Source organism: Cytobacillus firmus (genome assembly GCF_023715565.1).
In the GTDB taxonomy this organism is placed as follows: Bacteria; Bacillota; Bacilli; order Bacillales; family Cytobacillaceae; genus Cytobacillus; species Cytobacillus firmus_C.
The window spans coordinates 30,194-45,240 of record NZ_JAMBOJ010000005.1; the positions used below are offsets into that span (position 1 = coordinate 30,194).

Genomic DNA, 15,047 nt, shown 5'->3' on the forward strand with positions numbered 1-15,047 from the left:
TCTTTTTATATTATAAAAACTCTTTCTTTATATATTTCAAAAAAATATAAGAGATAAAACTCTTATATTTTTTGTTATACAGATTCTTGTTGATATCCTAATTGTTGAGATATTTTCTGCGCAGTCTTTATTACATTGTTTGTGATACGCTCTTGCTCATGAGGACTAAATCTAAGGGAGGGAACGGAAACGCTTATGGAAGAAATTACATCTGAGTTGTAGTTATAAATAGGGGCACCTATACAAAAAACCCCTTGCTGATACTCCATAAAGTCACGAGTATAGCCTCTGGCTTTACTATTAGCCAGTTCTTCTTTAATCTTTTCTATGTCTGTAATGGTATGTTCAGTAAAAGGCAATATATCTATCCTGTTAAGAAAACAATCTAGCTCACTTTCTGGTAAACTTAATAATAATGCCCTTCCTGTGGCTGTACAATATAGTGGTCCTTTATTACCAACGTACTCACTATCCACACGAATTGCATGTTTCGCTTCTAATCGGTGAACAGGAACTACATGACTGCCTACTCTAATACTTAAATGGATTGTCTCTGCGATTTCCTTATGCAATTCATCGAGATACGGGGCAGCAACCTTCTGAATATCTAAATTGTTTGTATAGGTATTTTTCAAACTCATGATTTTAACACCTATAAAATATTTTTTTGTTTCAATATCTTGATAAACATAATCTCTCATTTTCAAGGTATTTAACAGGTTATATGTAGTACTTATTTGCAGGTTTAATCTTTTTGCTATTTCGCTAACAGTAATACCATTCTTCTCCTGTGCTATTTCTTCTAATATATCAAGCACTCGGTCAACAGACTGTATCCTGAGCTTTTTTTCAACTGCCATCAAAAGACTCCTTTTCTTTTTATATTATTGAAACTGTTTCTATGATGTTTGTTTATGTAATTATAATAAACTTGCCCTTATTTATTTGTCAATCTTATTTATTAAAATTTTCAAATATTCTGTTATATATGAATTTATAGCTTGTGGTGAGAATGTCTGGTTAGCGTATTATAAGTTACTATATTCTTTCTTTTCCCCTTTATAAAAAAATAGACAAATTGAGACAGTGTCTCGATTTGTCTACTTTTGGTTCTATTTGTGAAAAGAGTGCATAAGAGATGATACTAATCATATTTATACACTTAACCATCTGCATGATTCTTCTTCGGTACCCATATATCCGTATATCCGTTATCAATCGTATGTTCATATAAATCCATCAGTTTTTTGTTTGTGTATACTTTCATGTCTTCTCTTCCATTAAGCTCCGGCATAATAAGGAAGGTTCCATTCCGATCAATCAGAGTTTCTAAAAATATATTGGTTGCCAGCTTATCATTTTTTGCGAGATTGCAGGCTGTGCAAGCAATCACTAAATTCCATAGTTGATCCGCTTGAACAAAGCTCCAGGGGATAAAATGATCGACATGGGCTTGTTCCTTCTTCTTGATAGTTTTACCGCAATAAAAGCATTTCCCCCCATAGAAAGAAGCAAGCACTTGATAAAAAGGATCTAATGATGAACGTTTGGAGACATTTTCAACCTTAAGTAAAAGCCGAGAAGTATCTCCTTGTTCATTGAACTTTTCCAGAAAAAGAGCCAATTGATAGTTGGACATATACTTCAACACGCGCTGATAGCGCTGCATAAAAGAAAAGAAAGCAGGATTAAAGCGGAGGACTTCCTGTTCATTATCAAAATCATAAATAGTTCCGGAGGTATCTCCATAAATCGCTCCCATTACATTGACCTTGCATTTCTTTTTTACTTTATTCACGATAAAGATTTGCAATTCGTTTGATAGCTTATCGAAAACAAAGGTGTTCGGGATTTGATGCTTTGATTGCACGTTAAGCAAAATGCTCTGAACCTCTGCTTTCTTGCCCATCATATTAATCTGATTAAGATCATGATGAATGACGAGATTCCAATAAATCCTTGAAAAACTGTTAAATAAAGAATCATAATGTAGCTCCAATTTTTCATTCGCATTGTAGAGATTCTCGATTAAAGACTTAATCAAAACGAATTTATATGTTGTTGAGTTTCGCGATCTTGATGAAAAGATATAATTAAAGTGCCCCCATATTTCTTTGTCGGTTAAATAGGCAGCGTTCATTTCACCCACTTGCAGTTTATGGCTCATAACTTTCTCTTTCCCCGATCCATTATAATTTCATGATTAATCTTCAACCTCAATTAGGAATACTTTATCTCGAAATCCACCTCTTTTTTCCACTTTACTTTTACGGATATCATCCACATCCCGAATAGTAGAACCATGAACTTTGGCCAATGCATGAAGGATTTCCAGAATATCTGCAAGTTCCTCCATTGCTTCCTCATCAGTTTGTGCTTTAACGTATTCCTCTAGCTCTTCGAAGCTCTTTTTCTTTAATTCTTCTATGTATTCTTCATTATCTAATATTCTTGTTGAACACGTTTTTCCATTACGAGTAATAACCTCTGGGATGCGGTCTCGGACAAGTTTGTTGTAGATAGGCACATTCGACTCCCTTTAAGTAATTATTTTTATAAATCTTTTTGATGCTCAAAACAAAAGATCTTCCCATTAAACCTTTTGTTCGACAAACAAAATGCTTTCACTTTGTCCGAAACAGTTATGTTGCATACGCAGCATTTTTCCGACTGATTCTTCTTAGTAACTGTCTCTTTTTTATTAGACTTACTTTCTTTTAGCATTTGCACATGCTTCTCTCTAATAGATGGATCTGTTATATTTGCTGCATAAATTGCGTCATAAATCATTAAAACCTCACTATCATTAAGCAAAGGCTCTTTATGCTGCAGTTTTAGAACCGATACTTTCCTATGTATGTAATCGAATAATTCCACGTCATATACAATTAAGTCATTAGAAGCAATTTTTCTAAGTTCGAGGTCATCAATTTTAAACGTGCAGCGTTTCGTAAAGGAAACCATTGAAATAAATAGATGATGGTATTTTTGATCAAGGAAGTTTTTTAATGCTTGTATATGTCCATAATTTTGAATAAATGGATTCATCATTTTAAACTTGCCATTTACGGACCATGTTTTTCTATCTTTTCCTCCATAAATGGTTCCTTGATAATTTTTAGTTTCTATTACAAAGACACCAAACGGAGTAATCACTATATGATCAAGCTGTGAATAACCTGTCTTTGCTTTTGGGTTTTCAACTAGCAAATCGCTCAGATGCTTAAAATCTTTCGGAAGCTGATGTAATTGAATATCGATTTTGTATTCTCCTAACTCACCTATACGGGTAGCAACCTTTTCAGTCTTTTTCTCTTCTATTTGATCTAATGTTATTTTTGGATTTTGCTGTTCTTCATCTTTTCTCTTTTTAAAAAAGCTAATTAATGGTATCACTATGCTCTCCTTACTAATTGATAGCTTATTTAGTATAGTATTAATATACCAGTTAGATGGAAGAATTGTACTATTTGGAGAAAATAATTAACTACAATTTTGAATAGGAGGACATCCATTGAAAAAAATAATAAAGGTTGTCGCAGGAATAATTGAAAATGAGAATAATGAGATCTTATGTGCTCTAAGGGCCCCTGAAATGACATTGTCAAATCTGTGGGAGTTTCCTGGCGGTAAAGTGGAGAAAAAAGAGGATATCTATACTGCTGTAGAGAGAGAAATATTTGAAGAGTTAAATTGTAGAATTGAAGCAAAGGAATTATTTCATAATAACTCTCATGAATACGATTCATTTATCATTAACCTTTTTACAATATCTTGCAATATTATAGATGGAACGCCAATTCCAAATGAACATTCAAAACTTATTTGGCTAAAAAAAGAAAACCTCGAGTCTTTAAAGTGGGCTCCTGCTGATATACCAGTTGTTGAGCACTTAATCGTAGAGAAATAGTCTTCCCAAATTAGAGAAGACTATTTTCTACCTTCCTAAATCACAGTATATTCTTATTCGCTTTTGGCACCAAGTAAGCTGGCATTTCTTCTCTAAGATTCCAAATAAAATTCATCGGCTTACTTCCTGAGTGATTTACATAATCAGCTGTTCCTAAAAAGATAAATGGTGCTGTATAGCCATATTCTTTTTTATATTCCCTTACAAATAAAGCAATCTTATGATTATTTTTTCGATGTTGAATATACCTTTTCGCTGTTTCACTGCTTTCAGAAACCCGGCTTTGAGTTTGCCAGTGAATAAGTTTTTCATTAATCGCATAGTCATTGTACATGGTGGAAGGGGAGAAATCTTTTTCTGATTTATTTAAGGTAATAAAAAAGATATCCAAGTCCTTCTCTCTAAAATACTTCACACCTTCACGAAACTCAGGACTCTGGTTTTCATTATAATAGTCAAGTGATGCCAGGATCTGAGAGGTAGAGTATTTACAATGGACACGCAATGGACATGTAAAATGGAAGTCGTGGCTCATTTCCAAAGTCGTCAAAGATTGGATTAGGTAGGTTAAAATATCCGCAATCTCCTGTTTAAACTCTGGTATTGAAATAATCTGATTTATGCCATCTTCAATTGTTGAGTATCCCTCTTTCTCAGGATGCGCCTTATAAAAAGAATAATAAAAGAGATTTAACATTAACCTCTCCTCTTCATTATGAACTTCCTGCTTCTCTATGTATTTCATAAGAAATTGGAGAAGCGATGGTGAATTGAGGAAGAATAAATTCGGAAGTTTGCTCGTAATCATCTTTTCGTTTTCACATTGAAAATCCTCCCGTATACCTGCCTCCACCTTCATTCTTACAAAACTCCTATCTCCGTTTTTCCCATAAAAGTCATAAATGGATAGGTGATAGTGGTTAATGAAATTATATAAATTGAGTTCCAAACCGGTATCCTGTTCAAAAAATTTCATTTTGGCTATAAGGTTACCTCTTGTATTAGTACTTGAATTAATATTTTTTAATATATACTCCTTAGCTTGTTTCTCAAGCTGAATGAAAGACCCCTTTGGTAGATTGAAAAATCCATTTTCGACATAATGTTTAATGGAATGTTTGGTTTTGCCTATGAGAGCCCGAAACTTTTCTTCGAAATTGTAATTTTTATGGGCCTGGCCGACAAAATCTAAAACCGTTAAGCATTCTTTACCTTCAGATAATCTTAATCCTCTTCCAAGCTGCTGTAGGAATACCGTTAAGCTTTCTGTTGGTCTTAAGAAAAGGATGGTATTCACCTCAGGAATATCAATTCCTTCATTGTAAAGATCTACAACAAAAATCATCTTTATTTCTCCGCTAACCAATTGCCTCTGGGCATCTCTACGAACATTGGATTCCATATTATTATATAAGGCAATAGAGGGGACTCCCACTTGATTAAAATAGTCAGCCATATACTTTGCATGTGCGATGGATACACAAAAGCCTAATCCTTTTACTTCGTCTATGTCCGTTACATATTTCTTGAGACTTTGAACAATTTGGTTACTTCTTATAGAGTTAGACGTATAAACGTTTTCTAATTCTTTAATTTCATAACCCTTTCTACTCCATTTTAACTTAGAAAGATCTACTGTATCACTTACACAAAAATATTGAAATGGGCTTAATAACTTTTGGTTGATCGCTTCCGTTAACCTCATTTCTGCTGCAATTGAATCGTCAAAATACGTTAAAATATTTTTACCATCCATTCTTTCTGGGGTAGCGGTTAATCCTACAAGGATGTTTGGTTTATAATAATCTAAAAGTGTTTGATAAGAATTAGCAGCAGCATGGTGAAATTCATCCACAATAATAAAATCATAGAAATCTGCTGTTGTATTTTCATATAATTTTTTACTATTGAAGCTTTGGATACTTACAAATAAATGATCAAGAGAACTAGGCTGATGGTTACCTACTAGTAAATCGCCAAAATTGGCATCCTTTAATATAGCACGAAATGTATCTAGACTTTGTTTTAATATTTCCTCACGATGAGCAACAAATAATAATTTTGCTGCATGACGATTTTGGTTATAGTAATTCTTATAATCAAAAGCAGAAATAACTGTTTTTCCTACACCTGTAGCTGCAACAATTAAGTTTTTTCTTCTTCCAAAAACCTTACGTTCGACCTGTAACTTTTCTAATATTTCCTTTTGATAATAATAAGGTTGAATATCGAATACAAAATGATACCTATCGTCATTTGAGCTTTTACTTTTAGAAAGGGCAAGCTTTAATCTTTCCTTATCATGTTCCTTTTCATGATCAAAAAGCACAAATTCTTTATCATTCCAATAGCTTTCGAACGTTGCTTCAAATTTTTTAATAATATCATAGGAATCTTTTTCAGTTACTTTTAGATTCCACTCTAAGCCAGAAGTTAATGCTGGATTGGAAAGATTAGATGAACCGATATAAGCTGTACTGAAACCTGTCTCTCTCTTAAATAAATATGCCTTTGCATGAAGCCTTGTCCTATCAATATCGAAAGAGATTTTTAATTCGGTATTTGGTAGCTGACTTAATTCAAGAACCGCTTTATAATCTGTAGCTTCCATATAAGATGTCGTAATAACATTAAGTTTACCACCTCTATTAGTAAAAACCCTTAATTCATCAAGAATACATCTTAACCCGCTCCATTTAATAAAAGAAACTAGCATATCGATTGAATCTGCTGATAATATTTCTTTTTTGATCTCTCCAAGCATATTCGGTTCGTAATTAGAACCAGTGAATAATGAACTTTGTGAAATAGATGTCACTGGTCGAGCGATATTCTGTTTCCGTATACTTTTCACCGAGTTTATCTTTGAATAGATATGTGTTAAAACTTCGCCATCCTCTTCAATTTTTAGCGATTGAAATTCTTCCTCGTCTAGACATTCACTTAATGTTTTGATGATTGAATTACAAGTTTTAATCTGTTCAAGTAATGCCAACTTATCATCTTTTTCAGTTTCTCGAACAAATCTTAAAGCTTTTCGTGTTACAGATGAAATATAAGTTGATAAGAGCTTTCTAGCCTCTTCTACATCAATAGTTTCTTTTCCTATATCATATGTATCTAGCTCGAGACTACTAAGCTCTCTTTTTAATTGACTATTGATAATTTCTTCATAGATTCCTTCTTTAACCATACTCCACCTCGTTTGGACATTACCTATTTTAAATACAAAAAAAAGAACTTATTACGTAAATTCTAACAAAAACCACTATCCCGTTGTTATTTATTATATTTTCATTATTAGTGAAGAAAGTACCAGGGCAACCTCATTAAAAAAGAAGTATGCTTCCAAGGATACATGAAGTCATACTTCTTTTTTAATATAGTCACACATAAAATTGAAGCTTGCTTAATCTTTTGTTAAGAGTTTGGGCTATCCTTTAACTTATTAACCTTCTTTAATTGCTCAATTTTTAATATGAACTGTAAATTCAATTTCCTTGTTTACCATTACTTGAGATACGGTTCACCACAATTAATTCTAAAATAAACCAAAAAAACTTTTAAATTTGGTTTAATAGTTTTAAACTCATCGGATTTCTCTTTGATTTAATATAAACAAAAATTAATTTAACTATTTATATAGAAATAATGTCTTTCAATCTATTATTAATAAATACCCAATCACGCCCTAAATCCACAGTCATTATTTTAACTGGATAAGCATTAATATTGTAAGAAAGATCTAAATCCTTCCCTGTTTTAGGATAAAGCAGCATGCCTATAGTTTCCTTCCCCTCGGCTTTCCGGCAATTGCTAAGATATGCAAAAATTTGATACAAATTCCCACTTATTATCTTCTGTGAACCGAAATTTTGTGTCAATGCATGTTGATAGTATTTCGTATCTATGATTATTTTCCGATTGGTGTTTTCCAGAGAAATATCGGTTTGCATCAAAGGAAGATAATTTGTGTCTTCCCCCTCAGCATCCCAATAAATATTTTCACGATACACCTTATATTGTTGCATTTCCTTTTTGTAGAAGTTACGCACAAATTCCTCAAATAATCGAGCCATTGCCTTGGGATCCCGTTCAAAATCAGCAAATTGGGATTCGCCATTATCCTCGTTTAATAGCAATGATTCATAAAGAAAACGGCAGATATCTAGCACAAAACGATAGTGCTGATTGCTTCTGTGCAACTTGATCTCCTGAAAGATCCTTAGGTTTAACTTTATGACTGCAACTTCAGCAAAGTAAGGATACAATTGCTGGATCTCTTCTTTCAATTGTTTATCTAGCTGCTGGTTTTGCAGTAGTGAGAATAAAATTGACTTAATAACCTGGTTATGAACGATATCATGGGTCATTTCTTCGAATTCACAGTGCATTTTACCTCTTTTAAAAGAAAACGTTTTGATTGATTCCTGGAAGTGAATCCTCCCTTTTAAAGTTCCTGTTTCCTCCTGATAGGATTTATATTCCCGGTAAAAGCCCCGCTTGATGAGCGAGCGGAGCTTTACAAGAAGTATTCTTGTTAAAAGGTGTTTAATGTCCTTTTCATCTTCACGGGCTACATCGGCCATGTCTTTCTCTGCAAGATGCCCCCATGCATAGCAAAGCATATAGTATAGGTTTCTAATCGGTATTTTAGAGTCTGTCAAGGAGTTCATCGACTTTGTCCTCCTGATCAAACCAGTATTCCCTTAAGAGTGGAGCGATTTCCAGACGAATGATTCGCTCATACCATTTTTGTTCATCATCTACCTGTTCTGTTGCTGGACAGAAATAGCTATGACCGATTTCATAACCTTTACCTAGATTAATCGTGTCATTTGTAATTGCTTGATTAATGTCCGTAATGCCAGCTATAAGCTTGTCAATAAATCCCTGGCTAATTCCCTTGTTGATTAAATAATCATGAAATTGCTCTGTATGGAAAGCTGGTTCTAAATTGATAAAGGAAAATCTTCTTCTTAATGCATAATCAACCAAAGCCAAAGATCTGTCCGCCGTGTTCATGGTTCCAATGAGGTAAAGGTTTTTGGGAATGTAGAAGGTTTCTTCTCCCTCGCTGTATGCAAGCTTAACCGCGAATTTATTACCTCGTTTGTCTGCCTCGGTTAACATCATAAGCTCACCAAAGATTTTGGATAAATTTCCCCTGTTGATTTCATCAATAATCATATAGTAATTGTTATCCTGATCTTCTATCGCTTTCTTACAGAATGAATAGAAAATACCATCTTTTAGAGTGAAATGCCCTTGTGTATTAGGCTTATATCCACGAATGAAGTCTTCGTATGAATAAGATTGGTGGAATTGCAGCATTTCCACTTTGCTGTCATCTTTTGTTCCCATATGAAGATAAGCAAGGCGCTTGGCTACAAATGTTTTTCCAACACCTGGTGGGCCTTGTAGGATAATGTTCTTTTTATAATCCAATGTTTCGAGGATATCCTCAACTTTATCTTGTGTCATGAATACCTCACTGAGAAGCTGTTCATGTGTGTAAGGAATCGTTACCTTCTCACTTTCCTTTACTAATGTGGAATTATCCTCTGAGGTTGGATAAACCGTTTTTCCTTCTTTACCAATAGAAGCAAGCAACCTTTCCAAGTACTCATCATATGGTGTGATGTTTGTTAAGGTTTTACTATGAAGTGTTGTTTCTACATCCCACTCTCCTTGTGATATCCACTCAACTTTACGTAATGATTTGAAAGATTCTCTTGCAGGATCAAATTTGTATTCCGATACAATTTTACCGTATCCTATAAGCTTGTGTGTCCCTCGTTTAACAAGTACATAATCACCTGCACTTATTTCGTTGGCAAACTGATAGTTAGCGAGTGCATCATTACTTGGGTTATAGTCAACTTCATAGAGCTCCTTCAGAGCCTCCATTATTTCTCGTTTGCTTCCATAAGCTTTTAAATCACCTAATTCATCCCACCCAATTGCAATATGCTCATTTTCCTTGAAATCCTCCCACATGAAGTCTCCTTCTCCAGCAGCCAAGAGCCAGTATTGAGGAATCGTTTCTTCTTCTGCAATAACAGTTTCTTTCTTGCCGAAATTTTCAAAAAGATAGCTAAAAAATTGATCTATTTCATAGAAAATTGGAAGGGTGGTTTGTTTGCCGACTACCTCCACGTACTTTTCCACTATTCCATTTTCCTTTAGGCATTCCTGAAATTTGATGAACTTATCACCGAAGGTATCTCCTCGTGCATATCCAGGAGTTAGTTCGAGTATATTTTCTGCCGCTACTCGGTCTCTCTGGTTGTAAAAGCAAAATTCTTCCGGAAAAATATTTCCTATAAGCTCACTGACAACGCTATACCCAAAGCCAAATAGCTTATAATCTTCATGATGGACAAATTGGTCCATTCTTCTTTTAAGCGGTTCGGTTCCATGAATTAAATAGTTGAAACTATTGCGGTAATGCTCAATGGATGCATTAGGATTTCCTAGAGCTCTTTTTTTAGCGAGTGCCATCCTGAAAGCATTGATGTGCTCACCAAGCTCCTGCACATCCTCCCACTTTATTTTGTTTAAATGGTCTTTTTGCTTGAAGTGACTGAAAAATTGATAACTTTCTTGTAAGTAATCCGAGTTGTTTTCAAACCAATTTTCAGCCTGATCCTTAAAGGAATGTAGATATTTTTCAACAATTGTCATATTTAGTTTTTCAGCCAATTTCTCTGGTGATACCCATAGTTGGTAGAGGCGCTCAAATTCTTCGTCCGTTAGTCTGTAGTTCGTGTTTTGCGGCATTCTAAAGATCATTAAATTCGTGATTTCAGGAAGTTCTTTTAATTCATGGCGCAAAAGCATACCAGTCTCAGGAGCCAGTCGCTTCTCAAGAATTCTGAGATCAACCTTATCATTTTCATCATCTTCATAGGGCTCGGAAACAATTTCACAAAAGGCAATAACACCTCCAGTGTTTTTATTGCCACCATCCGATCTCCAAATGAACACCTTATCCCCAGCTTGTACCTCATCCAAAAATTGCTTTTGCCGAATATTCCAATCTACGATTTCATTTTTTTCTATATATGTATCAACATCAAATTGTTTCGGATTGCCTTGAAAAATCCAGTTCCCCATTTGCCATTTCCTCCCTGAAAAATCTCAACTTACCATTCATATGGTAATAGTATACCAGTTAAACAGTTCAAAAATTAAGAGGGGTAAAAAACTTCCCCTTTAAAAAAAGAAGAATGATTCTTATCTACTATGTTCTGTCACACAAAAGAAAAAGCCCCAATCAATGGGCTGTTTTCCTATGAATAATAACCGTAGCTATACAATCAGACCCTCTCCACTCACCTGCAAAATTAATCAATATACTATGGATATTGAGAACACAGAAGACTTTGCGATTTAATAAAAGCAGAGGATATAGCAACTATTTTGTGCGCAATTGAACCTCCATTTGCCAACACAATCTATAAAGTATAATATGAGGAAAGAAAATTATAGCAAAAGGAAGAACTTTTGATCATTTTTTAACAAAGTCACAAATCCCTTTGAAAAGGTAAAGTTTTATTGAGTAGAACTTCTTAACAGGAGGGAAAGATGAAAATTTATGTGGATGCAGATGCTTGTCCGGTGAAAGAAATTATTATTTCTGAAGCAAGGACTTTTGAAATTCCGGTTATCCTTGTTACAAGCTTTTCTCATTTTTCTAATGCAAAACAGCCATCCGGAGTGGAAACCATTTATGTTGATTCTGGAGCAGAAGCTGCAGATTATCGAATTGTGAAGTTAGTGGAAAAAGGAGATATTATCGTCACGCAAGATTATGGTCTTGCTTCACTAGGTTTAGCAAAAGGAGTGATCGTACTTCACCATAAAGGATTTAGATATACAAATGAAAATATAGACCAATTATTACAAACACGTTATTTAAGTGCAATGGCTAGAAAGGGCGGACAGCGAACAAAGGGACCAAAGCCTTTTACAGCAGAAGACCGGGAGCAATTTAGGGATCTTTTTAGACAGGTTATTTCTAATAATAGCTAGGCTAAACTCAGAGATTCAGAAAGGATGTAAATACCTTGAAGTATTTAAAATCTCAAATGCAACAACTAATTAAGGAAAACAAAGAATTGCATACACGCTTTAAAGAACTGAAGGTTGAGCATGGTCTTGAAAAAAACAATGCCCTCAAGGCCTTGTACCATTCAGAAGTTACGGATGGAGGAAAGTATCAGGCAGCTTACCAAGCACTTGATCAGCCCAAGAAGTAGTCACTTATATCTTATTTAGACTACTAAAAATTCCTCGAAAAGAGGGGCTGCCCCCCTCTCAATAAAATTTTATTCAAAAAACCGCACAGTATTCTCACTGTGCGGATAGCGCCATCAAATTTCAAAAGTACCAGGTAAATCTATTTAAGCTGCTACTTCAATTTCTATATTTATAAATTATTTAGAAACCGCCCCAGCCTCAATCAGCAAATCCACAAAATGAATAGCCCTTACACTCTTCTCAAGCCCTTCCCTTTGAATCCCTAATTTCATTTGCAGCAGACAGCCTGGATTGGAAGTAACAATTATAGATGCATTTGTGTCTTTCGCATTTTTCATTTTACTATCCAATATTTCCATGGAATCCTCATAGTTAACAATATTGTAGATGCCAGCCGATCCACAGCACCGTTCTTTGTCTTTCATTTCACGGTACCCTTTGCTTTTTACTTGCTTTAATAAAGATATTGGCTCATCTTTCACCTTTTGAACATTAATCATATGACAGGATGGCTGAAGGGTTATGGTTCCATTCACTTCCTTTGTAAAGTTCAGACCATCTAATTCAGCTAGCACCTGTGAAATATCTCTTACTTTATTAGAAAAAGCTTGTGCACGGCTTTCCCATTCGATGTTTCCCTTAAATAGTTCGCCATATTCCAAAAGCGTCGCGCCGCATCCTCCAGCATTGTTAACGATATAGTCTGCTTCCTCCTTTTCAAATGCCTCAATATTTCGTTTGGCAAGAGCTTTAGCGTCCGCAATTTTCCCTGCATGTGCATGCAGCGCTCCACAGCAAGTCTGACTCTCAGGAATAAGTATGTCAGCTCCAGCCTTTGTCAGAAGGTCAATTGTGTTCCTGTTCGTCTCATAGAAAATGGCATCCATTACACAGCCGGTAATAAATCCAACAGTGATTTTTCTGGAACCAATGGCTTTGTAAAGGCGGGCCCTGTTTTTCCGTTCTGCCGGAGATGGAAGATCAGGGAGAACAGACTCAAATGTCCCCATGTGAAGCGGAGCAAGCTGAGTGATCCCTGTTCTTTGTGCCATTTTCTGCAGCCCGGACTTTTGATAAAACCATGAAAGATTACCTATTGTATTCATCCATCTCTTTGATGAAAACATTTGATCAAAAATCAATGATTCACTTATTTTTTGCGCTCTCGATTTTTGCTCTGCAAATTCTAGAACCTCTTTTGCTCCTTCTAGTATCTTCCCGTACTGAACACTGGTGGGGCAGGCAGTTTCGCAGGCGCGGCATCCAAGGCACTTTTCGATGGGTTCCCGCAGATCCTCTGCCTTGATCTTGTCTTCTGCCAGCATTTTGACAAGATTAATGCGGCCACGCGGCGAATGCACCTCGCTCTTCATCGTTTCGTAAGTGGGGCAAACCGGCAGGCAATATCCGCATTGGACACAATTAAACGTCTCCTTATAATGTAATCTGTCTTTTAGAGCGGCTCCTGTACTCATTCCCTAAGCACCAGCTTCTGGCCTTCTTCTGGAAAGATTTTACCTGGATTTAAAATGTTATTCGGGTCCCATATTTGTTTAATTCTCTTCATCATATCAAGACCGGCTGCACCCAATTCCATCTCCATAAAAGGAGCTTTCAATGTTCCGATTCCATGTTCACCGGATAGTGTCCCTCCCAGTTCAACAGCCGCTTTAAAGATTTCCTCTACGGCTTTTTCAACCCGGATCATTTCCTCCGTATCTCTTTTATCACAGATAATATTAGGATGAAGGTTCCCGTCACCCGCATGCCCAAACACGACTAGGTGAATATCGTATTTCTCACGGATTTCTTTTAGTTTTTGGAACATATCGGGAATCTTACTGCGGGGCACTGTGGCATCTTCAGAAACTTTCGTCGGTTTTATCTTTACAATAGCCGGGGAAACCAGCTTCCTTGCTCTCCAGTAACTCTGTGCTTCGTCCTGATTTTCTGCAATTTTCACTTTCACAGATTCAAAGTCTGTAAAAATCTCTTCTATTGTTTTCATTTCTTCTTCAATAGCCAGAGGGTGGCCATCAAGTTCTATTAAAAGAATGGCTTCTGCGTCAATAGGAAGCCCCAGCGGCTGATAGTTCTCCACAGCTATTATGGAGGACTGATCCATTATTTCCATTTTGGCCGGAAGGATTCCGGAAGTTAATATTTTCGAAATCGCTTGTCCTGACTGTACAAGATCATCAAAGACAGCCATCATGGTCTTTGATGCCGGAGGCTTTGGCACTAATTTCAGTGTTGCTTCCGTAATGATGCCAAGCGTGCCTTCCGATCCAACGATCAATTTTGTTAAGTCATATCCAGTTACATTTTTTATTGTCTTTCCGCCTGTTTTGATTATTTCTCCCTCAGGTGTCACCACTTCCAAACCAATAACATAATCCTTCGTTACTCCATATTTTAAGCCCCTTGGTCCGCCGGAGTTTTCCGCTAAATTCCCTCCAATTGTTGATACATGGGCACTGCTGGGATCTGGGGGGTACATGAGTCCAAACTTTTCTGCTTCTTGATTGATGTCCGCTGTCAGTACACCCGGTGATACGACTGCCACCAAATCATCAGGGTAAATTTTTAAATCACCATTCCATTGGGACATGTCTAAAACCATCCCCCCCTTAACAGGGAGAGGACCTCCACTTAAGGAAGTTCCCTGACCTCTGGGGTATACCGGTATGTTAAATGAATTGGCCAGCTTCAGAAGGGAAGAAATCTCTTCCTTATTTTTCACCTGGATGACCACTTCAGGAAGATAGCTGCCGAATGAAGCATCATAACTATAACTATATCGATCAGCCAAACTCGTAAAAATTTGGTCTGAAGGTATCATGCTTCTTATTTCCTTCATTAATAATTCCAT

At 35.9% G+C, this 15,047-nt stretch carries 12 protein-coding genes; 3 read left to right on the forward strand and 9 right to left on the reverse strand.

Annotated elements, in window-relative coordinates; genetic code table 11:
* Nucleotides 1-74: 74 nt before the first annotated feature.
* The 4 genes from M3205_RS02935 to M3205_RS02950 form a co-directional block, all read right to left on the reverse strand.
* A complete protein-coding gene (locus tag M3205_RS02935) occupies nt 75-860 on the reverse strand; it encodes an IclR family transcriptional regulator (protein ID WP_095245151.1) in 786 nt (261 codons plus the stop codon).
* 302 nt (nt 861-1,162) lie between these two features.
* Nucleotides 1,163-2,167, reverse strand: coding sequence for an HNH endonuclease (locus M3205_RS02940; RefSeq protein ID WP_251168554.1), 1,005 nt, complete (start codon nt 2,165-2,167; stop codon nt 1,163-1,165).
* 36 nt (nt 2,168-2,203) lie between these two features.
* Nucleotides 2,204-2,527 (reverse strand): nucleoside triphosphate pyrophosphohydrolase, encoded by a 324-nt coding sequence (locus M3205_RS02945; protein ID WP_251168555.1) that lies wholly within the window; start codon nt 2,525-2,527, stop codon nt 2,204-2,206.
* Between the two features lie 26 nt (nt 2,528-2,553).
* The gene (locus tag M3205_RS02950; protein WP_251168556.1) at nt 2,554-3,396 is read right to left on the reverse strand and encodes a nuclease-related domain-containing protein; all 843 of its coding nucleotides are present in this window, start codon (nt 3,394-3,396) and stop codon (nt 2,554-2,556) included.
* Between the two features lie 118 nt (nt 3,397-3,514).
* Between M3205_RS02950 and M3205_RS02955 the strand changes: the two genes are divergently transcribed.
* Nucleotides 3,515-3,910 (forward strand): (deoxy)nucleoside triphosphate pyrophosphohydrolase, encoded by a 396-nt coding sequence (locus M3205_RS02955; protein ID WP_251168557.1) that lies wholly within the window; start codon nt 3,515-3,517, stop codon nt 3,908-3,910.
* 40 nt (nt 3,911-3,950) lie between these two features.
* On the opposite strand, the gene M3205_RS02960 is transcribed toward M3205_RS02955, so the two are convergent.
* The 3 genes from M3205_RS02960 to M3205_RS02970 form a co-directional block, all read right to left on the reverse strand.
* Nucleotides 3,951-7,103, reverse strand: a complete 3,153-nt coding sequence (locus tag M3205_RS02960; RefSeq protein ID WP_251168558.1) for a DEAD/DEAH box helicase — start codon at nt 7,101-7,103, stop codon at nt 3,951-3,953.
* A gap of 445 nt (nt 7,104-7,548) precedes the next feature.
* A complete protein-coding gene (mcrC, locus tag M3205_RS02965) occupies nt 7,549-8,586 on the reverse strand; it encodes a 5-methylcytosine-specific restriction endonuclease system specificity protein McrC (RefSeq protein ID WP_251168559.1) in 1,038 nt (345 codons plus the stop codon).
* Entirely contained in the window at nt 8,564-11,029 is a 2,466-nt protein-coding gene (locus M3205_RS02970; RefSeq protein ID WP_251168560.1) for an AAA family ATPase, read from the reverse strand. The genes mcrC and M3205_RS02970 overlap by 23 nt, the downstream gene beginning before the upstream one ends.
* A 471-nt stretch (nt 11,030-11,500) precedes the next feature.
* Here M3205_RS02970 and M3205_RS02975 point away from each other — a divergent pair, with 471 nt between their 5' ends.
* Together M3205_RS02975 and M3205_RS02980 are read left to right on the forward strand one after the other, a co-directional pair.
* Entirely contained in the window at nt 11,501-11,947 is a 447-nt protein-coding gene (locus M3205_RS02975; protein WP_251168561.1) for a YaiI/YqxD family protein, read from the forward strand.
* A gap of 35 nt (nt 11,948-11,982) precedes the next feature.
* Nucleotides 11,983-12,174, forward strand: coding sequence for a hypothetical protein (locus M3205_RS02980; protein WP_251168562.1), 192 nt, complete (start codon nt 11,983-11,985; stop codon nt 12,172-12,174).
* 177 nt (nt 12,175-12,351) lie between these two features.
* On the opposite strand, the gene M3205_RS02985 is transcribed toward M3205_RS02980, so the two are convergent.
* Both M3205_RS02985 and M3205_RS02990 read right to left on the reverse strand, forming a co-directional pair.
* Nucleotides 12,352-13,650: a (Fe-S)-binding protein gene (locus M3205_RS02985; RefSeq protein WP_251168563.1), complete on the reverse strand. Its 1,299-nt coding sequence runs from the start codon at nt 13,648-13,650 to the stop codon at nt 12,352-12,354.
* On the reverse strand, nt 13,647-15,047 hold the full coding sequence (locus M3205_RS02990) for an FAD-binding oxidoreductase (protein WP_251168564.1): 1,401 nt from the start codon (nt 15,045-15,047) through the stop codon (nt 13,647-13,649). Before M3205_RS02990 ends, M3205_RS02985 begins: the two co-directional genes overlap by 4 nt.